Raw genomic sequence first — 21,617 nt, 5'->3', positions numbered from 1 at the left:
GGCGTAATCCGCCGAACGCTGCCGTTCAGCGCGCCGCGGCGGGCTCGTGCGCGGTGACGAACCCGATCACCGCGCGCAGCACGTCCTGGTCGGCGAGGACGCGGCGGTGGCCGAGCCCTTCGGTGGTGACCAGCCGCGCGCCCGGCCAGCTCTCGGCGATGGCGGCGCCGTTGGCGTGGGCGACCTCCCGGTCCTTGACGTCGTGCACCACCAGCAGCGGGGGCAGGTCGGCGCGGCCCGCGGCCCGGGCGGGGATGTCGAAGTCGGTCAGCGGGCGGCCCGCCAGCCTGCGCAGGCGGCGCAGCATCGCGGCGTGGACGCGCTCGCCGAAGCCGAGGGCCTTGGCGAACTCGGCGGTCTGCCCGATCGGCTCGGCCACCGGGGCGACGAGGGCCAGCCTGCTCGCCCGCACGCCGTCGAGGACGGCGAGCGCGGCGGCCGTGCCGCCCATCGAGTGCGCGACGATGCCGTGCGCGGGGCCGGACTCGGCGACCACGGCGGTGAGCGCGGCGGCGAACTCCGGCAGCGTCGAGCGGTCCGGGCCGAGCGCGCCCGGGCCGGACTCGCCGTGGCTGAGCGCGTCGAAGGCGACGACCCGGTATCCGGCCGCCACCAACGGGTCCACCAGTCCGGCGAGCTGGCCGCGGTGCCCGCCCCAGCCGTGCGCCAGGTACACGGTCGGGCCCTCGCCCCAGGTCTCGGTGAGCACCTCGCCGCCGTGGACGGTGATCCGGCGGCGGGTTCCCGGTGTGCCCGCCGCCGCGGGTCGCGCGTGGCGGGGAGTGCACCACAGCCGTAAGGCGAGCGCACCGCCCACGTTCGGCGCGGCCCGCTCCAGCACTCGGAACGTCGCCTTCAGTGCGGTGAACTTAGCACGAACGATCGTGCTTTTCCTAACCAGAGACATGGTGCCGGTCCTTCCGTGACACGGGATTTACTCGGGGACTCGCACAGCGGCGAGGAGGGCGTCGAACGCGCGGCGGGCCATCGTCTCGGCCGTGTCGTCGTTCAGCAGGCGGTAGGCGTGGAAGAACGCCAGCATCACGCCGTGCAGGTCGTGGGCGAACTGGTCGGGGTCGGCGTCGGCGCGGAACTGGCCCTCGCTGATCCCCGTGCGGAACATCTGCGCCACGGAGTCGGAGAAGTCGAGGTGGTCGCGCACGAGCTGGTCGCGGATCGGGCCGGGCTGGTCGTCGTACTCGGCGGAGGCGGAGACGAACAGGCAGGCCGAGCCGCCGTCGCGGCTGAGAGCGAGCCAGTGCTCGAACAGCGCGCGCACCCGGGTCTCGCCCCGCGGCGCGGCCAGCGCGGGCCGCACGACCTGGTCGACGAACTTCTCCCTGGCGTGCGCGAGCACCTGCGACTGCAGGGACTCCTTGGACTGGAAGTGGGCGAACAGCCCGCTCTTGGACATGCCGGTGCTGCTCGCGAGCGTGCCGATGGTCAGGCCCGCGAGACCGATGCGGCTGGCGGTCGCCGCCGCCTGGTCCAGCACGGCCTGCCTGGTGGCCTCGCCCTTGCTCACCGCTCCTTTCTAGCACGATCGTTCGGTTTGGGCCAGCTCCGTGATCGACTCTTGGCCGCACGGGTCGCGGACGCCAGGATGTGCGCATGCGGGAGGACTGGCTGGACCGGGTGCGGAACGTGCGCCAGTGGGCGCGCAAGGGCGAGCGCGCGGCCCACAAGCCCCTGCTCCTGCTGCTCATGCTCGGCAGGGTCCGGCGCGGCCACCTCGGTCCCATCGCGTTCACCGAGGTCGAGAAGCTGCTCGACCCGCTGCTGCGCGACTTCGGACCGCCCCGGCAGACCGAGGCGGCCTACCCGTTCCGCTATCTCGCGAACGACGGCCTGTGGGTGATCACCGACGCCGAGGGCAACGGCACCGCGCTGGACGCCCGCCCAGGCGCGCTCCGCGCCGCAGGCGCCATCGGCCGCCTCGAGCCGGAGTTCGAGCGCGCCCTGGCCACCGACCCGGTGCTGCTGGCCTCCGTCGTGCGGCACCTGCTGGACGCGAACTTCGCGCCGTCGCTGCACGCGGACCTCATCGCGCGCACCGGCCTGGGCCTTGAGGTCATCGACATCATCACCGCGACCGACCGCCGCAGGGACCCCGCCTTCCGCGAGGCGGTCCTCGACGCGTACGACTACCGCTGCGCCATGTGCGGGTACGACGGCTACCTCAAGGGCCAGAGCATCGGCGTGGACGCCGCGCACGTGCGCTGGTGGGCGATCGAGGGGCCGGACGCCACGGACAACGGCATGGCGCTGTGCGCGCTGCACCACCGGCTGTTCGACGGCGGCGTCCTCGGCATCGCCGTCGACGAGGACACCGTCACCGTGTCGTCGGACTTCGAGAGCCGGTCCCCGGCCGCCGTGGTCGGGCTGGCGGGCGCGCCACTGCGCGGTCCGCGCGCGGGCGAGCCGCCGGTGGCGAGGGAACATCGCGAATGGCACGTCCATGCGGTCTTCCGCGGCCCCGCGTGGCGGGTCGCCTGACGCCCTTTGGCGCACGTGACCTTGTGCGGTTGACTGCTCCCTGTGTCTCGTCGCGGAGCGCTCGTCCAACTGGCGTTGTGGGGGCTGCTCGTCCTGGGGCTGATCCTCATCTGGTCCCGGCACGACGCCAACGCGGTCGCCACCGCGCTGACGATCCTCACCGGAGCCGCTGCGGTGACCCAGTTCCTGATGGCGGGCCGGTGGAAGCCGAAGCCGGGCGCGAGCACGCCCGAGCAGGTGGACGCCGCGGTCGACGCGCTCGCCCGCGAGCTGGTCAAGCAGTGGGTGCCCGAGGGCCGCAGGCGGATGCTCGACGAGCCGAACCGGCTCGACGTGCGCTGCGCGCCCCTGCACGGCGGACCGGGCGACGAGGTGGACTGCGACGAACTCGTCGCCGCGTACGCCGACGCGCCCCGGCGGCTGGTGGTGGTCGGACCGCCCGGATCGGGCAAGACCGGGCTGTGCGTGCTGCTGACGCTGGAGATGCTGCGCAGGCCGGACGCGGACCGGGTGCCGCTGCTGGTGCCGGTCTCGGCGTGGAACCCGGACGAGAACTTCGAGGCGTGGCTGCTGACCTGGCTGCTGGAGACGTACCCCTCCTTGGGCAGCCGTTCCCGCTACGGCCCGACGGCCGCTCGGGAGATCCTGGCCAGGGATCGGGTTCTGCTCGTCCTCGACGGGCTCGACGAGCTGCCCGACGACCAGCGCACGGCCGCCCTGCGCGCCATCAACAGCGACCTCGGCGCGGGCAGGCCGCTGGTGCTCACCAGCCGCACGGCCGAGTTCGCCTCGGCCAACGCGGGCGGGCAGATCCGCGACTCGCAGGTGGTCCGGCTGCTGCCGCTGCGGGACCGCGACATCGTCGGCCACCTGCGCACCACCGTGCCCCAGGCGGGAATCGACCGGTGGGAGCCGGTGCTCGCCGAGCTGACCGACCGTCCGGACGGCCCGCTCGGGCAGGTGCTGCGCACGCCGCTGATGCTGTCGCTCGCGCACTCGGTCTACAGCGACCCGAAGCGGGATGTGCGCGAGCTGCTGGGCCTCCCGGACGCCGGGGCCGTCGCGGCGAAGCTGCTCGACGAGTTCACGACCCGGGCCTTCACCACCCGGCGGCCGTCCCCGCTCGACAGCTCCGAGCACCGGCCGGGCCGGTGGCCGCCGAGGCGGGCCGAGCGCTGGCTGGGCTTCCTGGCCGACCAGTGCCGCGAGGTGGCCTGGTGGCAGCTGTGGCGCAAGGTGCCAGCCTGGGTGTTCGTCGCGCGCGGCGTGCTGATCGGCGGGACGCTGTCGGCGCTGCTGGGCTGGCTGCTGCTGGGCCTGTTCGGCAGGCCGGTGCTCGGCCTGCTGCTCGGCGCCGCGGTGGGCCTGGTCAGCGGTCTCTGCCTCGGCCTGGTGCCCGCCGACCCGCCGCGCCGGTTCGTGCCGAGGGTGCCCAGGCGCGACGAGGTGAGCCGCGACCTCGTCTTCGCCGTGGTCGGCGCGGTCGCGGGCGGTGTGGCCGTCGGCGCTCTCTACGGCGGGCTGTACGGGGTGGTCATCGGCCTGGTCTTCGGCGCGGCGTTCGGGCTGGTGCGCCGCTTCACCGAGCCCACGGAGCCGACCGAGGCGGTCACGCCGGACTCGGTGCTGCGTGACGACCGCCGCGCGGTGCTGATCGCCGCGGCGTTGGGCTCGGGCCTGGGGATGCTGGTGGGCGCGTTCTTCGCAGGCGTGATCGGCCTGCCCGCGCACGACCTCGTCGTGCCGATCTCCGACCCGGTCCAGCTCGGCCTGCTCGGCGGGGCGGTCGGCCTGCTGTGCGGGGCGGGCGGGCTCGGCCTGGCGACCTACGCCACGAGCGCGTCCGCGCGCTTCAACACCGCGCGGATCTGGCTGGCGGTGACCGGGAAGACCCCGTGGCGGCTCATGGCGTTCCTCCGCGACGCCCACCGCGTCGGCGTGCTGCGCCTGGTCGGTCCGGTGTACCAGTTCCGCCACGAACTCCTGCGCGACCGCCTGGCGCGGCGGCGGTGAGCGGCAGCACCCGGCGCAGCAGGATCCCCAGCGGGTTCCGGGACGCCCGCGCCCGCCGGGGGAAACGCCTGCGGACGAACGACATCCACAGCGCCGCGTAGACCACCGCGTACAGGGGCGAGTGGTCGCCGAAGCAGGCGCGCAGGCGCGGCGCCAGGTCCCGCAGCCGGGCGCAGACCTCGGCGAGCCCGGCAGCGCCCCGCGTCGCGCTGGTGGTCACGCCCTCGGCGCGGTCGGCGTCGACATCCTGGTAGTCGTCGAGGAGTTGCAGGGCGCCGCCCAGCTCGTGGATGAGCCCCACCGCCTGCGGCGGGACCGGACCGGCGGCCACGTCGAACAGCACGACCATGCCGTAGCCGCCCTTGCCGTCGGTGATCCGCTCGACGGTCGCGCTGTCGATGTGGGGCGACGTCTGCTCCCGCGACCGCACCTGGAAGGCGTGCGCCCGGGCGAGCGCGCCGAACACCGGGTCGTCCGGCGGGCGGTCGAGCCGGGCGATGATCTCGTCGTAGAGCCCGGCGAAGACGGCCTCCATGGCGTTGGCCGGGGTGAACCCGCCGCCCGCGAACCGCAGCGCCAGCCGCTCGTCGACGCCCGGGCCGCCGAAGTGGTCGACCAGGTCGTCGTAGACCCGGGTGACGGCCCCGGCCAGCACGGCCAGGTCCTCCCGCAGCGCGACCCGCGCCATGTCGGCGTACGCCGAGGCGAGGAACGCCAGCTTCACCGCCGTCGCCCGCAGGACATCGGCCACCTCGTCGGCCACCCCGTCCTCCGCCCCGCCGCGCGCCAGAACGGGCAGCGCGACCCGGTCGAACACCGCGACGAACCGGGCCGCGCGCCGCCGGACCCCGGGCACCGCCCCCGCCCAGCGCGCATGCCGGACCAAGGCGATCACATCCTGGAGCACACCCACGGCCTCAGCCTTCCGTCCCCGCGCCCCGCCCAGTATCGGCCCTCGCCGACCCGACCGAACCGCCGTCAGGAGCAGTGCGCGGCGTCTACTGAGGAACAGAGCCGGGTCCTCCCAGAGGAGGACCCGGCTCCTCCCCGATGGCGATCACCGGAATCGTCGCAGCGCACGACGACAGGGCCCCGCGCCGCGGGCGATCCTTGACCCAGTCGATCGGACAGGAGCAGGCGGATGAGCATCAGCTGACGGGGGAACACGCGCCGGTCACTGGGGGTACCGACGCGGACCGGCGCAGGACCCGCGGCCCCGCCGCGGGTCCTGCCTCACCCCGTGAAGAACGACCAGAACGCACGGGTCGCGTCGAACGCCGCGCCGCTGGGCGGGCCGGGCCAGAAGTGGCCGTCGCGGCCGGGGCTTCCGGTGTCGAGCTGATCGATGACGACCTCGCCGGGATGGGAGCAGTGGTAATGGACCTGCACGGCCAGCACTCCCCACCCGGTGTGGCCGGTCGCCGTCGCCACCTGCTTGCCCGCGCAGCCGTTGTCGTCGGCCCACACCCCGGCCATGATGCGCACCCCCGCGGTCATCGCGGCGAGGTCGCCGCCGCAGCAGTGGGCGAGCACGTGGTCGTTGTGGGAGAAAACCAACCGCATCGGCACCGGGTGCGCGCGCAGCGCCGGGCAGGCGCGGCCGGTGGCGTCCGGCAGCGGTGCGGCGGCCACCAGGCCGATGCCCGCGAGCCGGACCCCGCCGAGTCGGCCCTGCGCGCCAGCGCAGGCCAGCTGCGTGGCCATCAGCCCGCCGCTGGAGAACCCGACGGCGTGCACGGCGTCCGGGTCGACGCACAGGCGCCGGACGGCGATGTCGATCAGCGCCCGCAGGAACTCGATGTCGCTGACGCCGCGGGCGGTCTCGTCGGCGGGCGAGGTGGTCCAGTGCGGCGCGGAGTCCGGCTGGATGACGACGAAGCCCTCCGCGTCCGCCTTGGCGCGCATGCCGCTGCGGGCGTCCTGCTCGTCCTTGTCGCTCAGCGCCCCGTGCAGGTCGAGGACGAGCGCGCCGCCGGGGTCGGGCGGGACGTGCGCCCGGTAGGTGCGGGCGACGGGCGTGCCGTCGGGCTTGTGCTGCACCACCGGCCACGCCGCCTCGGTGTGGTCGCCGGGCGGGGCGCAGGACGATGCCGAGGATGAGCGGACCGGGGCGGCCCCGACCAGCACGGCCAACGCGGCCAGCACGGCCAGCGTCGCGAGGACAGCGCGCGTGAGCACGAGCCGAGTCTGGCGGACGAACCCCTCGTGGACGGCGGGCCGGGGGCAGGTTCGCTCGTTAGTGTTGGGGGCCATGCGCGTCGCTCGCCCCAACACCGCGGACAGCACGGGCGCGCTCGTCCTGCTCGCCGTCGACCTCTGGTTCAACGCCGCCGTGCAGTCCCCCACGCCGCCGATGGCGTGGTCGGCGGCGTTCCTCGCGGGCAGCACGCTCCCGCTCGGCTGGCGGCGGCTCGCGCCGGTCCCGGTGCTGGGGATCGTCGGGACCGTCGTGGTCGCGGGCACGGTGGCGGGCGTCGCGATCAGCGAGGCGGGCGTCCTGGTCGCGCTCTACACCGTCGGCTCGTGGCGGCCCCGGTCGGTGGCGGTGCGGTGCCTGGTCGGGTTCGGGCTCGCCAAGGTCGCGGCCGAGCTGGTGGCGGGGTTCGTCCTGTCCTGGATCCCGGTGCTGCTGATCCTCTACTGCACCGCGGTGGTGTTGGGCGACCAGCAGCGCGCCAACCGGGAGTTGGCCGCGCAGGAGCAGCAGGCCCGCGCCCGGCTCGCGGCGGCGGCCGAGCGCAGCCGGATCGCGCGGGAACTGCATGACGTCGTCGCGCACACGGTGAGCGTCATGGTCCTGTACGCCTCGGTGGCCCGGCGCGCGGTCACCTCGGACCCGGGGCGCGCCGACGCGGCGCTGGCGCAGGTGGAGGCGTCCGGCCGGGAGAGCCTGGCGGAGCTGCGCAGGCTGCTGGGCGCGCTGCGCACCGAGCCTGCCGATCTCGCCCCGCACGCCAGCCTGGACAACCTCGACGACCTCGTCGCCCGCTGCGTGGCAGCGGACCTGCCCGTCCGGCTGTCCGTCGCGGGGAACCGGCGGCCGCTGCCCGCGGGCGTCGAGCTGTGCGCGTACCGGATCGTGCAGGAGGCCCTGACGAACGCCGCCAAGCACGCCAAGCCGACCAAGGTCACCGTCGATCTGGACTACCGCGACGCCGAACTGCGCATCGACGTCCGCAACGACGGCCCCGGCCGCGGTGGCGGCGACCCCGGCCACGGCCTCATCGGCATGCGCGAGCGGGCAGCGCTGGTGGGCGGCGCGATCGACATCCGGCACGACCCCGGCGAGTTCCGGGTGACGGCCACGCTCCCCTATCAGGGCTGAACCGCCCACTGCCGGGTGAAGGGCCGATCGCGGCCCCCGGGCCGGGACTACGCTGCGGCCGATATGGGCGTCCTCTCCGTTCTCCTCGCCGACGACCAGGCCCTCATGCGCACGGGATTCCGGCTCATCCTGGAGGCCGAGCCCGACATCGCGGTGGTCGCCGAGGCGGGCGACGGCGCCGAGGCGGTGGCGCTGGCCCGCGAGCACCGGCCCGACCTGGTGATCATGGACGTCCGGATGCCCAGGATGGACGGCATCACCGCGACCAGGGCGCTGGCCGGGCCGGGCGTGGCCGACCCGATCCCGGTGCTGATCCTGACGACGTTCGACCTCGACGAGTACGTCTACGAGGCGCTGCGCGCGGGCGCGAGCGGGTTCCTGCTCAAGGACGTGCCCTGCGACCGGCTCGTCGACGGCGTGCGGGTCGTGGCCTCCGGCGACGCGCTGCTCGCGCCCACGGTGACCCGCAGGCTGATCCACCGGTTCACCCGGCACGCGCCCGTCCGCACCGACACCGACGCCGTCGCCGCGCTGACCCCGCGCGAGCGGGAGGTGCTGGTGCTGATGGCGCGCGGCCTGTCCAACGCCGAGATCGCCGCCGAGCTCGTCCTCGGGTCCACGACGGTCAAGACCCACGTCGGCCGCGTGCTGATGAAGCTGGGCCTGCGCGACCGCGTCCAAGCCGTGGTGTTCGCCTACGAGCACGGTCTGGTGCACCCGGAGGCCGCGTCGTGGTGATCTCGACCGCCAAGATCCACCGCCGGTAGCCTCACCCCGACGGAAGGGGTGCCCGTGGGCGACGGTGTGCTGACCGGGATCGGCGAGGGCGTGCACGCGTGGGTGCAGCCCGACGGCACGTGGTGGATCAACAACGCCGGGATGGTGTGCGACGGCGACGAGGTCGCGCTGATCGACACCTGCGCCACGCGCAAGCGCACCGAGCGGTTCCTCGCCGCGGTGCGGGAGGTCGCGGGCCCGGCGCCGATCCGGTTCGCGGTGAACACGCACCTGCACGGCGACCACTGCTACGGCAACGCGCTGCTGCCCGCCGAGACCGCGATCGCCGGGCACGCCAAGACCCGGGAGGGGCTGCTCGCCGACGTGCTGCTGACCGCGGCCCCGCCGGTCTGGTCGCCGATGCCGGACTTCGGGGTCGACACCGTCCGGCCGCCGACCGTGATCGTCGACAGCTCCCTGACGCTGTACGTCGGCGAGCGGCGCGTGGAGCTCGTGCACCCCGGGTACGCCGCGCACACCGAGGGGGACGTCGTCGCCTGGCTGCCCGACAGCGGGGTCCTCTTCGCGGGCGACCTGCTGTTCCACGGCATCACGCCGATGATCCTCATGGGCTCGCTCGCGGGCGCGCTGCGCTCGCTGCGGTGGCTGGCGGACTTCGGGGCGGCCACCGTCGTCCCCGGGCACGGGCCGGTGATCCACGACCTCGCGCCCGTCCTCGACGCGCACGAGCGGTACTACCGCTTCATCGAGGCCACCGCCGTGGCGGGCCGGGCGGCGGGCAGGTCGCCGCTGGCCGCGGCCACCGACGCCGACCTCGGCGAGTTCGCCGACTGGCCGGACCCCGAGCGCGTCGTGCTCAACCTGCACCGCGCCTACGCCGACCTCGACGGGCGGCCGGTGGACCTCGTCGCCGCGCTCACCGACGCCATCACCTGGAACGGCGGGCCCCTGCACTGCGCGGTCTGACGGCAGGCGTGATGCTTCCGTTACTTGACACCGGCCGGGTGGGAGCGCTCCCATAAGCAGGTGTCTGGGAAAGCCGTCGCGCTGGTCGGAGTGCTCGCCGCCGGGATGCTGGTCGCCTGCGGGTCGGGCAAGACCGAGATCACCGTCGGCCTGTTCGGCGACCACGGCTACGCCGACCTGTTCGCCGAGTACGAGCAGGCGCACCCGGACATCGACATCGTCGAGCGCGTGGCGCCCCACGCCCAGCACCACGACGACCTCGCCGCGCACCTGGCTGGCGAGGAGGGCGCCGCGGACGTCGAGGCGGTCGACGCCGAGCTGATCTCCCGGTTCACCGCGACCCCGGAGCACTTCGTGGACCTCAACTCCGCGGGCGCGTTCCAGCGGCGCTGGCTGGACTGGGCGTGGACGGCATCGCTGAGCCGCGACGGCAGGCAGATCGGCTACGCCGCCGAGGTCGGCGGGCTCGCGCTCTGCTACCGCGCCGAGCTCGTCGACGCCCCCGACTGGCCCACCTGGGAGGCCTACGTCGAGGCGGGCAGGCGGTTCCAGGCTCAGGCGCCGGAGGACGTGCGCTGGATGGACGGGGCCACCACGCTGCTGGACGCGATCATCGACCAGGCCCCGGTCGGCTACCACGACGCCCAGGACGCCGTCGTCGTGGACACCAACCCGGACATCGCGCGGGCGTGGGCCATCACCACGGCGGCCGTCGACGCCGACCTGTCCGCCGGGCTGAGCCCCGGCACCGAGCAGTGGGCCGAAGGGCTCAAGCAGGGCCGCTTCGCGACCATCCTCTGCTCGGCCTCCCAGTTGGCGGCGGTGCGGGACGCGGGCGGGTGGGGCGTGGTCGCCGTGCCCGGCACGGCGGGCAACCGAGGCGGCTCGTACCTGACCGTGCCCGCGCAGGGCGACGAGACGGAGGCCGCCGTGGCGCTCGCGGACTGGCTGACCGCGCCCGAGCAGCAGGCCCGCCGGTTCGCCCGCCACGGCCGGATCCCGTCCACGCCGTCGGTGTACGGGGAGCAATCGCTGGCCGGGCGCACCGATCCCGCGCTCGGCGGCGCCCGCGTCGGCGTGCTGTTCACCGAGGCCGCCCAGTCGCTCAAGCCGCAGTACCGGGGACCGGACGCCGCAGCTGTCCAGACCGCCCTCGACGCGGCCGTCCAGCGCGTCGAACAGGGCCAGGCCCCCGACGAGTCGTGGGCGCGGCTGCTGACCGACCTCACGTGACCCCTTCTGACCTGGAGCGACACCACATGCAGTTCCCCGACGGGTTCCTCTGGGGCGTGGCCACCTCGGCCTACCAGATCGAGGGCGGCGCGGCCGACGACGGCCGCGGTCCGTCCATCTGGGACACCTTCGCCGCGACGCCGGGCGCCATCCGGGACGGCAGCTCCGGCGCGGTCGCCTGCGACCACTACCACCGCTGGCGCGAGGACCTGGACCTGCTGAGCGGGCTGGGCGTGCGCGCCTACCGGTTCTCGATCTCCTGGCCCCGCGTCCAGCCGACGGGCCGGGGCACGCCGGAGCGGCGGGGCGTGGACTTCTACCGACGCCTCGTCGACGGGCTGCGCGAGCGCGGCATCGAGCCGTTCGCCACCCTCTACCACTGGGACCTGCCGCAGGGGCTGGAGGACCTGGGCGGCTGGCGCTCCCGCGACACCGCCCACCGCTTCGCCGACTACGCCGCCTTCATCCACGGCGAGCTGGGCGACTCGGTGCGGTTCTGGACGACGATGAACGAGCCTTTCGTCTCCGCCGTCGCCGGGTACGCCGAGGGCAGGCACGCGCCCGGCGCGCGGGAGGGGCACGGCTCGCTCGCCGCCGCGCACCACCTGCAACTCGCCCACGGCCTGGGCGTGCGGGCGATGCGCGAGCAGGCGCCGGGGTCGCACCGGTTCGGGATCGTGCTGAACCAGTCCCCCGCCGTGCCGGTCGGGCCGGGCGACGCGGACGCGGCCCGCCGGTTCGACCTGCTGCTGCGCAGGCAGTTCACCGAGCCGCTGTTCGGCGGCGCGTACCCGGCGGACTACGCCGACACCTTCGGCGCGATCAGCGACCTGTCGTTCCGCCGCGACGGCGACCTCGACGTCATCGGCGTCCCGCTGGACTACGTCGGCATCAACTACTACTACCGCCGCCATGTCGCCGACGCTCCCCCGGCGACCGCGGACCCGGCCGCGCGCACCGCCGACGACATCGGCGTCGACCTCACCCGGCTGCCGGACGTGCCGCGCACCGGCCTGGGCTGGCCGATCGAGCCCGCGGGCCTGACCGAGGCGCTGACCGACCTCGTCCGGCGCTATCCGGACCTGCCGCCGATCTACCTGACCGAGAACGGCTGCGCCTACCCGGACCCGCAAGGCCCGCCGTTCCACGACCCCGAGCGGATCGCCTTCCTCGACGCCCACCTCAAGGCGCTGGCCGACGCCATCGCGCAGGGCGTGGACGTGCGGGGCTACTTCCACTGGTCGCTGCTGGACAACTTCGAGTGGGCGCACGGCTACGGCCCCCGGTTCGGGCTGGTCCACGTCGACTACGCCACGCTGGAGCGCACCCCGAAGTCCAGCTACGCGTGGTACCGCGACCTGATCCGGGCCACGGCCACGGCGTGACTTGGTCACCTTCGCCGCTGTTTCCCTTGTCCGGCCGGGAATCCCGGCCTATCCAGGACTGGTGACGACCTGGTACGAGAACCCCGCGGCGAATCCGTGCGACCTGCTGCGCGAGTGGCTGGCCGTCCCCGGCCTCGCCGACCCGGGCGCGCTGGCCTTGGCCACGGCGGGGACTGACGCGCGCACGTCCAGCCGGATCGTGCAGCTGCTGCGGGTGACCGACTCCGGCGTGGTGTTCGCCAGTTTCAGCGACAGCCCCAAGGGCCGCGACATCGCCACGACCGGCTGGGCGTCGGGAGTGCTGTACTGGCGGGAGAACCGCCGCCAGGTCACCCTGGCGGGGGCCGCGGCGATCATGCCCGCGGCCGAGTCGGACGCGCTGTGGGCGGCCCGGCCCGACCACGTGCTGCCGATGTCGGTCGCCACCCGGCAGAGCGCGCCGCTGACCGACGCCGACGGCCTGCGCGCCCGGGTGCGCGCCTTGGCCGACGGCGAGCGGCCCGCCAGGCCCGCGACCTGGGTGGGCTACCACATCACCCTGTCCACCATCGAGTTCTGGGAGGACCAGCCGGACCGCTTCTACCGCCGTCTGCGCTACGACCGCGGCGCCGACGGCTGGACCACGACCCGACTGCAGCCCTAGGCGAGGAACGTCCCCCTGGCCACGACCACGGCGGAGCCGGCGACGTCCACCCGTTCGACACCGGCGTCCGACCCCGTGACGGTCGCGTGCATTGTGGACGGACGGCCCATCTCGACGCCCTGCAGGATCTCGACCCGCTCGCCGTAGCGGGCAAGGCCGTGGCGGGCGAGGTGCAGGGCGAACGGGCCCGCGGCCGATCCGGTGGCCGCGTCCTCGGCGACGCCGTAGGCCGGGGAGAACATCCGCGTGCGCCAGCGGGGACCGGCGGGCGCGAAGCAGTTGGCCGCCATGTCCTCGTGCTCCGCCAGCATCAGCAGGTCGGGGCGGAGCGCGGCCAGCGCGGGCTCGTCCGGCAGCCCGACGAAGACGTGCCGGGGGCCGTTGCGGTAGACCACGACCGGCAGCGTCGACGACTCCACGCCCAGCGCGGCCAACAGGTGGTCCGCGCGCTCGTACGGCTCCCACACCGGCACCGGCTGGCTCATCGACGCCGACCGCACCACGCCGTCGACCCGGGTGAGCCGGAACGGGACCGGGCCCATCCCGGTCTCCATGACCAGTTCGTCGCCGTCGGCCCGCTCGCCGAGCACGATCGCGGTGCCCAGCGTGGGGTGGCCCGCGAACGGGAGCTCGTTGACCGGGGTGAAGATGCGCACCCGGACATCGCCGCCGCCCCGCGGCGGGAGCACGAAGACCGTCTCGGACAGGTTCATCTCCCGGGCGATGCGCTGCATGCGCTCGGCCGGGATGCCGTCGGCCTCGGTGAACACGGCGACCGGATTGCCTTGCAGGGCAACGTCTGTGAAGACGTCGGCGATCGTGTAGGGGGTCATGGCAGGCACGCTACCGCGATTCGTCCAACCCCTCGATTGACCGGTTGGACACCGGTTGACCCCGCGCAGCGGTGATCGTTAGAACTGGGTCACACTCCCGCCGACCGAGCGAGGTTCGCGTGTTCGACACCGACATCGAGCTGCGCCGCCGCAACCGCGCGGTGGTCGAGGACTACCTGAGCAGGCAAGGGGAATCCCGGCTCACCCGGTACCTGCTGTTCACCGAGGACGGCAGCGCAGGGCTCTACACCGCCGACACCCCGGAGCCGGTCGTCTCCCAGGGCCACGAGCTGCTGCGCAGGCACGGCGAGTGGTCGCTGCGGATGTTCCCGGACTGGAAGTGGTTCAACATCGAGGTCTTCGAGACCCAGGACCCCAACCGGTTCTGGGCCGAGTGCGACGGCGAGGGCGAGATCCGGTACCCCAACTACGCGCCCGGGGTGTACCGCAACCACTTCATCCACTCCTTCGAGTTCGCCGACGGCCGGATCGCGCGCCAGCGCGAGTTCATGAACCCGTTCAACCAGCTCCGGGCCCTCGGCATCGAGGTACCGGTGATCAACCGAGGCGGCATCCCGACCTGAGGAGCACCAGTGCAGACCGATCTCACCGCGACCAGGGACGCCATCGAGATCATCACCGGCGGCTGGCGGGCCCAGGCCCTCTACGTCGCGGTCAAGCTCGGCGTGCCCGACCACATCGACGCCGGGCGGGCGACGACCGCCGAGCTGGCCGAGGCCACCGGGGCCGACCCCGAGGGCGTCCACCGCCTGATGCGCCTGCTGGTGGCGATGGGCGTGTTCGCCGGGGACGGCGAGTCCGGCTACCGCAACACCGACGTCGCGCGCGTCCTGCTCGACCGGCCGGGGACGCTGCGCGACATGTGCCTGCTCTACGGCGAGGAGTTCTACACCGCCTGGGCGCACGCCGAGCACGCCGTCCGCACCGTCACCGCGGGCTGGGACGTCGCCTTCGGCGAACCGCTCTACACCTATCTCGACAGCCGCCCCGAGGCCGCTGACCGCTTCCAGGCGGCGATGAAGGCGGGCAACCTGTTCTTCGACTACGTCCCGGACGTCATCGACTTCGCGGGCAAGCACGTCGTCGACGTGGGCGGCGGCGCGGGACAGCTGCTGGGCACGATCCTCGCGGCCGTCCCGGACGCCCGCGGCACGCTCATCGACCGCGAGCACGTCGCCCCGATCGCCGAGCAGAAGCTCGCGGGCCTCGGCGACCGGGTCCGGGTCGTCGGCGGCGACATGTTCGCCGCCGTGCCCGAGGGCGGCGACGTCTACCTGCTGTGCCGGGTCCTGGCCGGCTGGAGCGACGAGGCCGTGGTGGGCCTGTTCGAGAACTGCCGGGCCGGGCTGTCCGGCCCGGACGCCCGGGTCGTCATCCTGGAGCGGCTCGTGGTCGACGAGGGCGCGACCGTCCTGCCGTCGCTGTGGGACCTGCACCTGCTCATGACCAACGGCGGCAGGCACCGCACCCTCGACCGCTTCGTCGGCATGCTGGAGCGCGCGGGCCTGGTGGTGGAGCGCGTGGCGGACCTGCCGATGGAGACCTCGGCGATCATCGCGAAGCAGGCCTGAATCACCCGAACGGGCCTGCTCGACAGCTCAGCGTGATTCGGTCCGCCACCGGATGGGTATCCCCGCCATACCCATTGTCTGTCGAGAGGACCGACGAGATGACCAGGGCCGATGTCGTCACCACGCACCGGGAGGACGTGGGACGCGTGCCCCGGCGGCGGGGAGCGGTGAACGGGACACTTCTCGTGCTGCTGGGGCTGTTGGGAGCGCTGCTCCCGCTGATCGGGCCCTATCTGGGCCTGTCGTACGGAACGGATCGGCCGTGGCAGTTCACGGCCGACCGCCTGCTGTTGAACATCCTGCCCGGCCTGCTCGTCGCGCTGGCCGGGCTCGGACTCATCGCCAGCAAGCACAGCGCGGGCGGGGTCCTGTGGGGATGGCTGGCCGCGCTGGGCGGGGCCTGGTTCGTCCTCGGGCCGACGATCAGCTCGATGTGGAACGGCGGCAGGCCCATCACCGGCCAGCCGATCGCCGACTCCCCGGCCGGGCGCGGCGTCATCGAGCTGATCTACCACCTCGGCCTCGGCACGCTGATCGTGTTCCTGGCGGCGGTGGCGCTGGGCCGGTTCACCGCGGGGACGGGCCGTGTGGTCGCCGAGGTGCCCGAGCAGTACCGCGCCCTGCACGACGACGACACCCGCGTCACCCGCGAGCGTGACGTCCGCCCGGCGCCCGAAGGTGAGGTCCGCGAGGACAGCCTGCGCGGCGACACCGTCCGCCGTGACTACCTCGGCGGTGAAAGTCTCCGTGGTGACGTCCGGAGCGGCGACACCCTGCACGACGACGACACCCGGATCGCCCGTGACGACGCGGGCGGCAAGCACCGCGCCAGCACCGACATGAGCCGGGACGACGTCTACGAGCAGGCCGCCCGCGACGAGACCGCCGTCGACGAGCAGCACCACCGCAGGGGCTGGCTGGGCCTCGGCGGCCGCAGGTGAGCAGAGCACGTCCGTGAAGGAACACGGTGCGGGTCCGGCGCGTTGGGGTCGGTCATGACCGACGACACCGCGCTGGACCTGCTCCGCACCCGCCGCATCGGGGCGCTCGTCACCCTGAAGAAGGACGGCAGGCCCCAGCTGTCCAACGTGATCCACCACTACGACGCCGAGTCGGCGACCCTGCGCGTCTCGGTGACCGCCGACCGCGCCAAGACCGCGAACCTGCGCCGCGATCCCCGCGCCTCCTACTACGTCACCAGCGAGGACGGCTGGCGCTTCCTGGTGGTGGAAGGCACCGCCGAGTTCTCCGCCGTGGCGGCGTCCCCCGACGACGCCGCCGTCGACGAACTGGTCCAGCTCTACCGGGACATCAGCGGCGAGCACCCCGACTGGGACGAGTACCGCGCCGCCATGGTCGCCGAGAAGCGGCTGGTGCTACGGCTGCGCATCGACCGCCACTACGGCACCAGCGTGCGCTGACGGATCACGTCGTAGAGGGCCGTCCAGCTCTCCCGCCCGCGCCCCGCCGCGATCGCCCGCTCGTACAGCGACGCCACCGCGGCGGGGAGCGCGGTGTCCACGCCCGCCTGCTCGCTGGCGCCGACGACGTGCTCGGCGGTCGCGCCCATCATCAGGATGTTCGCCTCGTCGCCCGGGTGCTCCCCCCGGGCGATGTGCTCGAAGGTCTCCTCGAAGTACATCGGCATCGTCGTGAACGTCTCGGCCAGGTAGGGGCCGAGCACCTTCGGGTCGACGCCCGCCGCCTCGATGAGCGCGCTCGCGTGCAGGGTCACCGCGAGGCTGGTCAGGAACACGTCGAGCTGGGCCTGGTAGAACAGCTGCGCCAGCCCGTGCTCCGCGCCCATGTAGTCCGGCCTGCCGATGACCCGCAGGGTCTCGACGTGCTCGTCGAAGACCGCCCGCGGCCCGCTGTAGAAGACGTAGGCGGGCTCCTCGCCCACCAGCTGGGCCGGGACCATCACCCCGCCGACGACGAGTTCGGCGCCGCGCTCGGCGAGCCAGGCCGCCGCCTTGACCGAGTCGGCCGGGGTGTCCGAGCTGAGGTTGACGATGACGCGTCCCGCCACGTCGACGCCGTCGAGGATGTCGTACATCGCCTTGTAGTCGGTGAGGCTCAGGAGCACGAGCTTGTTCGCGGCCACGGCGTCGGCCGCCGTCTCCGCGCGCACCGCGCCCCGCGCGACCAGCCCGTCCGCCCGGCTCGCCGTCCGGTTCCACACCGTGACCCGGTAGCCCGCGTCGAGGTAGCGCCCCACCATGGCCTGCCCCATCGGTCCGAGTCCGATCAGGGTCAGCTGCTTCGTCATGATCGCCCTTGCTGTCGTGGTCTCTTGCTGTCGAGACCACACTCACCCACGCCGCGCACGATCGGCTGAGGGTCGGCGCACGGGCTCAGCCCGCGATGTCGGACTGCGGCAGCCGCTTCCCGCGCCGCGGCGCCCCCACCGACGGCGGCGGCACGACCGGGCCGATGTCGCCGTCGGGCGCCTCGTCGAGGTCGACGATCACCGGCGCGTGGTCGCTGGGCTTGGCGCCCTTGCGCGCGTGCCGGTCGACCCAGGCCGCCCGCACCCGGTCGCGCAGCGGCGTCGCGGCCAGGATCAGGTCGATGCGCATGCCCAGGTTCTGGTGGAACATGCCCGCGCGGTAGTCCCAGTAGGAGAAGACGCGCTCGTCCGGCCACCGCTCGCGCACGACGTCGTGCAGGCCGAGGTCCTGCAACGCGGCGAGCGCGGCCCGCTCGGGCCCGGTGACGTGGGTGTGGCCCGCGTAGGCGGCCGGGTCGAACACGTCGGCGTCGGTCGGGGCGATGTTCACGTCCCCGCACACCACCGCAGAGTCCGCGTGCGGGGCGACGTCCCGGGTCAGGGCGGCGAGCCACTCCAGCTTGTAGCGGTAGTGGTCGGAGTCGGGCACGCGCCCGTTGGGCACATACACCGAATAGACCCGCAGGCCGCCACACGTCGCGGAGATCGCCCTGGCCTCCTGGTGCGGGAACCCGGGCCCGCCGGGCAGCCCGACGACCACGTCGTCCAGGCCGACCCGCGACAGCAGGGCGACCCCGTTCCACTGGCCCTCGCCGTGCGCGGCGACCTCGTAGCCGCGGGCGGCGAACTCCGCCGACAGCAGTTCGGCGAACGCCTCGTCGGAGAGCTTGGTCTCCTGGAGGCAGACCACGTCGGGGGCGCGCTGGTCGAGCCAGGGCAGGAGCCGGGGGACGCGCTGCTTGACCGAGTTGACGTTCCAGGTGGCGATCCGCACGCGCCCCACCGTAGCCGGGAACTCCCGCGCCGACCCGTCCGACTACTCAGGTGCAGGTACTGTCGACGCCGAGGTGGACCCCCAGAGATGACGCGCAGCAAGAACCCCGTGACCGCCGCCCGGCGCGGGGTGTCCCTCAACGTGATCCTGACCGCCGTCGTGGTGGTCGTGGCTGTCCTGGTCGTCGGCGGGATCCTGCTGTTCAAGAACTCCGGCTCCGACGAGGGCGCGGTGCCCGCGTCGGTGCTCGCGCCCGAGGGGAGCCACACGCTCACCGAGGCGCCCGACGGCGCGGTGACGGTCGTGGAGTTCCTGGACTACCAGTGCCCGGCCTGCGAGCAGTACTACAAGACCGTCACCAGCAAGATCGAGCAGGACTACGCAGGCAAGATCACCTTCGTGGTGCGCAACTACCCGCTGGACATGCACCCGCTGGCGATGCCCGCCGCCCGGGCGGCGGAGGCCGCGGCCCTGCAGGGCAAGTTCCGGGAGATGTACCGCGCGCTGTACGAGAACTACAACGAGTGGGCACTCGCCCCCGACGGGCAGGCCGTCAGCGACGACGTCGAGCGCGCCACCGAGTTGTTCCGCGGCTACGCCGAGGCCAGCGGCCTCGACGTCGCGAAGTTCACCGCCGACCTGGCCTCGCCGGAGGTGCAGGCGCGCATCGACAAGGACATCGCCGACGGCAAGGCCGCCGGGGTGTCCGGCACGCCGTCGATCTTCGTCGGCGGGCAGCTGTTCGAGCCGACCGGGGAGACCTACGCCGACGTCGAGCGGCAGCTGCGCGAGCGGATCGACGCGGAGCTGGCGGAGTGAGCCGGGCGCTCGCCTGGCTCTACGTCGTCGGCGGCGGCATCGGCCTGGTCGCGGCCGTCGCGCTGATCCTGGAGCGGCTGGCCGTGCTCGCCGACCCGACGCACGTCCCGCTGTGCTCGATCAACCCGGTGGTCTCGTGCGGCTCGGTGATGGAGAGCCCGCAGGCCGCCGCGTTCGGGTTCCCCAACCCGCTGATCGGCATCGCCGCGTTCGCGGTCGTGGTCACCGTGGGCGTGGTCGGGCTGACCGGGTTCACCCCGCCGAGGTGGTTCCGGCTGGGCATGCTCGTCGGGACCGCGCTCGGCCTGCTGTTCGTGCACTGGCTGATCTTCGCCAGCCTGTACGACATCCGGGCGCTGTGCCCGTACTGCATGGTCGTGTGGGCGGTGATGGCCCCGCTGTTCTGGTACACGCTGCTCGACACCTTCGCGCTGCCGTCGCTGCGGCGGGTGCACAGCGTGATCCTCGCGCTCTGGTACGTGGTGATCGTGGCGCTGATCCTGCAGGCGTTCTGGGACTTCTGGACGAGCTGACGCGCACACAACCTTCACACCTCGCCCCGGGGCCGCCCACAACCCCTGCTTAGAGTCGGCTGCATGGGCAACAGGCGAGTGCTGGTGGTCGAGGACGAGAAGACCATCGCGGAGTCCGTCGCGGCGCGGCTGCGGGCCGAGGGGTTCACCGTCGAGGTGGCCAGCGACGGGCCGTCCGGGGTGGCCGCCGCCCAGGCGAACCCGCCGGACCTCATCGTGCTGGACGTCATGCTGCCCGGCTTCGACGGCCTGGAGGTGTGCCGCAGGGTGCAGGCCGAGCGGCCGGTGCCCGTGCTCATGCTGACCGCCCGCGACGACGAGACCGACATGCTGATCGGCCTCGCCGTCGGCGCGGACGACTACCTGACCAAGCCGTTCTCGATCCGCGAGCTCGCCGCCCGCGTGCACGCCCTGCTGCGGCGGGTCGAGCGGGCGGCGAGCACCACGGGGCCGCTCGTCGTCGGCGACCTCGAGGTGGACCCGGTGGAGCGGCGGGTGCGGCGCGCGGGGGTGGAGGCGCACCTGACGCCCATCGAGTTCGAGCTGCTGGCCTACCTCGCTGCCCGCCCGCGCGCGGTGCAGCCCCGGGAGCGGCTGCTCGCCGAGATCTGGAACTGGACGGACGCGGCGGGGACCCGCACGGTCGACAGCCACATCAAGGCCCTGCGGCGGAAGCTGGGCGCGGACCTGATCCGCACCGTCCACGGCGTGGGGTACGCGCTGGAGGTGGCCCGGTGAGGGCCCGGCTGTCGGCGCTGGTGGAGCTGCTGCCCCGGCCGCTCGACCCGGTGCGGTCGATCAAGCTGAAGCTCGGCATCCTGCTGGTCGCCTCGGGCGGGGCAGCGCTGGCGTACTTCTGGCTGATGATCGGCTGGATCCCGCCGACCACGTCGGTCACCGCGATCATCGGCGCGCTGCTGACCTCGCAGATCCTGGCGCACGGCATGACCCGTCCGCTGCGCGAGATGACGGCCGCCGCCCGCGCGATGGCCCGCGGCGACTACTCGCGCCGCATCCGCGTCACCGCCCGCGACGAGGTCGGCGAGCTGGGCCGCGCGTTCAACCAGATGAGCGCCGACCTCGCCGACGTCGACCGCACCCGCCGCGAGCTGATCGCCAACGTCTCCCATGAGCTGCGCACCCCGATCGCCGCCCTGCACGCGGTGCTGGAGAACGTCGTCGACGGTGTCAGCCCGGCTGACCCGGCGACCCTGCGCACGGCCCTCGCCCAGACGGAGCGGCTGGGCAGGCTGGTGACCGAGCTGCTGGACCTGTCCCGCATCGACGCGGGCGCCCACCCCCTGCGCCTGGAACCGGTGGCCGTCGCACCCCTGCTGGCCGACGTGGTCGCCGAGGCCGAGGTCAACGCCGCGGCCACCGCCCGCACCCCGACCTTCCGCGTCTCGGTCGAACCCTCCGCCGCCGTGGTCCGGGCCGACCCGGAACGCCTGCACCAGGTCCTGGCCAACCTCCTGGACAACGCCGTCCGCCACGGCCCCGCCGACGGCGAGGTCCGCGTCACGGCGACCATGGGCCCCACCGGCCTCACCCTCGAGGTCGCCGACGACGGCCCCGGCATCGCCGTCGAGGAACGCGCCCAGGTCTTCGGCCGCTTCACCCGAGGCGACCGAGCCTCCGGCGGCGGCACCGGCCTTGGCCTCTCCATCGCACGCTGGGCGGTAGACCTTCACGGCGGAACCATTGGCGTGATCGACTCCACGCGCGGCTGCCGAATCCGGGTAACCCTCCCCGCCTGAGGGCGCGTAGCCCTAGGCAGGCGCGTAGGCAGAGGGCTGGCCACCGCGCACCACCGCCCT

23 protein-coding genes are annotated in these 21,617 nt (G+C 73.6%); 16 read left to right on the top strand and 7 right to left on the bottom strand.

What is annotated here, in order from left to right; all coding sequences use genetic code 11:
• Positions 1–25: 25 nt before the first annotated feature.
• Together Actkin_RS14210 and Actkin_RS14205 are read right to left on the bottom strand one after the other, a co-directional pair.
• Positions 26–907, bottom strand: a complete 882-nt coding sequence (locus Actkin_RS14210; RefSeq protein ID WP_258907544.1) for an alpha/beta fold hydrolase — start codon at positions 905–907, stop codon at positions 26–28.
• Between the two features lie 27 nt (positions 908–934).
• Positions 935–1,525, bottom strand: a complete 591-nt coding sequence (locus Actkin_RS14205; RefSeq protein WP_189213909.1) for a TetR family transcriptional regulator C-terminal domain-containing protein — start codon at positions 1,523–1,525, stop codon at positions 935–937.
• 86 nt (positions 1,526–1,611) lie between these two features.
• Here Actkin_RS14205 and Actkin_RS14200 point away from each other — a divergent pair, with 86 nt between their 5' ends.
• Together Actkin_RS14200 and Actkin_RS14195 are read left to right on the top strand one after the other, a co-directional pair.
• Positions 1,612–2,496, top strand: a complete 885-nt coding sequence (locus Actkin_RS14200) for a phosphorothioated DNA-binding restriction endonuclease (protein ID WP_258907543.1) — start codon at positions 1,612–1,614, stop codon at positions 2,494–2,496.
• A gap of 42 nt (positions 2,497–2,538) precedes the next feature.
• Complete coding sequence (locus Actkin_RS14195; protein ID WP_258907542.1) at positions 2,539–4,509, top strand: NACHT domain-containing protein; 1,971 nt, start codon at positions 2,539–2,541, stop codon at positions 4,507–4,509.
• Here Actkin_RS14195 and Actkin_RS14190 read toward each other — a convergent pair.
• Together Actkin_RS14190 and Actkin_RS14185 are read right to left on the bottom strand one after the other, a co-directional pair.
• On the bottom strand, positions 4,400–5,422 hold the full coding sequence (locus Actkin_RS14190; protein WP_258907541.1) for a class 1 isoprenoid biosynthesis enzyme: 1,023 nt from the start codon (positions 5,420–5,422) through the stop codon (positions 4,400–4,402). The two genes, Actkin_RS14195 and Actkin_RS14190, sit on opposite strands and share 110 nt — an antisense overlap.
• A gap of 320 nt (positions 5,423–5,742) precedes the next feature.
• Positions 5,743–6,687, bottom strand: a complete 945-nt coding sequence (locus Actkin_RS14185) for a CE1 family esterase (protein WP_258907540.1) — start codon at positions 6,685–6,687, stop codon at positions 5,743–5,745.
• 73 nt (positions 6,688–6,760) lie between these two features.
• Here Actkin_RS14185 and Actkin_RS14180 point away from each other — a divergent pair, with 73 nt between their 5' ends.
• The 6 genes from Actkin_RS14180 (at position 6,761) to Actkin_RS14155 (ending at position 12,799) form a co-directional block, all read left to right on the top strand.
• A complete protein-coding gene (locus tag Actkin_RS14180; RefSeq protein WP_258907538.1) occupies positions 6,761–7,834 on the top strand; it encodes a sensor histidine kinase in 1,074 nt (357 codons plus the stop codon).
• Between the two features lie 63 nt (positions 7,835–7,897).
• Entirely contained in the window at positions 7,898–8,572 is a 675-nt protein-coding gene (locus tag Actkin_RS14175; protein ID WP_189213903.1) for a response regulator, read from the top strand.
• Positions 8,573–8,626: 54 nt separating this feature from the next.
• Positions 8,627–9,538 carry an MBL fold metallo-hydrolase gene (locus Actkin_RS14170; protein ID WP_258907537.1) on the top strand — a complete coding sequence of 304 codons (912 nt, stop codon included), beginning with the start codon at positions 8,627–8,629 and terminating at the stop codon, positions 9,536–9,538.
• A gap of 60 nt (positions 9,539–9,598) precedes the next feature.
• Positions 9,599–10,771 carry an ABC transporter substrate-binding protein gene (locus tag Actkin_RS14165; protein WP_258907536.1) on the top strand — a complete coding sequence of 391 codons (1,173 nt, stop codon included), beginning with the start codon at positions 9,599–9,601 and terminating at the stop codon, positions 10,769–10,771.
• 26 nt (positions 10,772–10,797) lie between these two features.
• The gene (locus tag Actkin_RS14160; protein WP_189213901.1) at positions 10,798–12,156 is read left to right on the top strand and encodes a GH1 family beta-glucosidase; all 1,359 of its coding nucleotides are present in this window, start codon (positions 10,798–10,800) and stop codon (positions 12,154–12,156) included.
• A 61-nt stretch (positions 12,157–12,217) separates the two neighbouring features.
• Positions 12,218–12,799 carry a pyridoxal 5'-phosphate synthase gene (locus tag Actkin_RS14155; RefSeq protein ID WP_258907534.1) on the top strand — a complete coding sequence of 194 codons (582 nt, stop codon included), beginning with the start codon at positions 12,218–12,220 and terminating at the stop codon, positions 12,797–12,799.
• On the opposite strand, the gene Actkin_RS14150 is transcribed toward Actkin_RS14155, so the two are convergent.
• Entirely contained in the window at positions 12,796–13,632 is an 837-nt protein-coding gene (locus Actkin_RS14150; RefSeq protein WP_258907533.1) for a PhzF family protein, read from the bottom strand. The two genes, Actkin_RS14155 and Actkin_RS14150, sit on opposite strands and share 4 nt — an antisense overlap.
• Positions 13,633–13,751: 119 nt before the next feature.
• Here Actkin_RS14150 and Actkin_RS14145 point away from each other — a divergent pair, with 119 nt between their 5' ends.
• From Actkin_RS14145 to Actkin_RS14130, 4 genes are all read left to right on the top strand, one after another.
• Positions 13,752–14,216: a PhzA/PhzB family protein gene (locus tag Actkin_RS14145; RefSeq protein WP_229787689.1), complete on the top strand. Its 465-nt coding sequence runs from the start codon at positions 13,752–13,754 to the stop codon at positions 14,214–14,216.
• A gap of 9 nt (positions 14,217–14,225) precedes the next feature.
• Positions 14,226–15,224 carry a methyltransferase gene (locus Actkin_RS14140; protein WP_258907532.1) on the top strand — a complete coding sequence of 333 codons (999 nt, stop codon included), beginning with the start codon at positions 14,226–14,228 and terminating at the stop codon, positions 15,222–15,224.
• A 98-nt stretch (positions 15,225–15,322) separates the two neighbouring features.
• Positions 15,323–16,165, top strand: a complete 843-nt coding sequence (locus Actkin_RS14135; protein ID WP_189213898.1) for a hypothetical protein — start codon at positions 15,323–15,325, stop codon at positions 16,163–16,165.
• A gap of 54 nt (positions 16,166–16,219) precedes the next feature.
• Positions 16,220–16,645 carry a PPOX class F420-dependent oxidoreductase gene (locus Actkin_RS14130; protein ID WP_258907530.1) on the top strand — a complete coding sequence of 142 codons (426 nt, stop codon included), beginning with the start codon at positions 16,220–16,222 and terminating at the stop codon, positions 16,643–16,645.
• Here Actkin_RS14130 and Actkin_RS14125 read toward each other — a convergent pair.
• Both Actkin_RS14125 and Actkin_RS14120 read right to left on the bottom strand, forming a co-directional pair.
• On the bottom strand, positions 16,624–17,493 hold the full coding sequence (locus Actkin_RS14125; protein WP_258907529.1) for an NAD(P)-dependent oxidoreductase: 870 nt from the start codon (positions 17,491–17,493) through the stop codon (positions 16,624–16,626). The genes Actkin_RS14130 and Actkin_RS14125 overlap by 22 nt on opposite strands.
• A gap of 85 nt (positions 17,494–17,578) precedes the next feature.
• A complete protein-coding gene (locus tag Actkin_RS14120; protein ID WP_396122969.1) occupies positions 17,579–18,448 on the bottom strand; it encodes an exodeoxyribonuclease III in 870 nt (289 codons plus the stop codon).
• Positions 18,449–18,535: 87 nt separating this feature from the next.
• On the opposite strand from Actkin_RS14120, the gene Actkin_RS14115 reads away from it, so the two are divergent.
• The 4 genes from Actkin_RS14115 (at position 18,536) to Actkin_RS14100 (ending at position 21,557) form a co-directional block, all read left to right on the top strand.
• Positions 18,536–19,267, top strand: a complete 732-nt coding sequence (locus tag Actkin_RS14115) for a DsbA family protein (protein WP_189213894.1) — start codon at positions 18,536–18,538, stop codon at positions 19,265–19,267.
• Positions 19,264–19,800, top strand: coding sequence for a vitamin K epoxide reductase family protein (locus Actkin_RS14110; protein WP_189213893.1), 537 nt, complete (start codon positions 19,264–19,266; stop codon positions 19,798–19,800). The genes Actkin_RS14115 and Actkin_RS14110 overlap by 4 nt, the downstream gene beginning before the upstream one ends.
• 63 nt (positions 19,801–19,863) lie before the next feature.
• Positions 19,864–20,538, top strand: a complete 675-nt coding sequence (locus tag Actkin_RS14105; RefSeq protein ID WP_189213892.1) for a response regulator transcription factor — start codon at positions 19,864–19,866, stop codon at positions 20,536–20,538.
• A complete protein-coding gene (locus Actkin_RS14100; protein ID WP_229787685.1) occupies positions 20,535–21,557 on the top strand; it encodes a HAMP domain-containing sensor histidine kinase in 1,023 nt (340 codons plus the stop codon). Before Actkin_RS14105 ends, Actkin_RS14100 begins: the two co-directional genes overlap by 4 nt.
• Positions 21,558–21,617 lie beyond the last annotated feature (60 nt).

The organism is Actinokineospora sp. UTMC 2448 (assembly GCF_024760565.1).
GTDB lineage: Bacteria > Actinomycetota > Actinomycetes > Mycobacteriales > Pseudonocardiaceae > Actinokineospora > Actinokineospora fastidiosa.
This window is presented reverse-complemented; position numbering and strand designations above follow the sequence as displayed.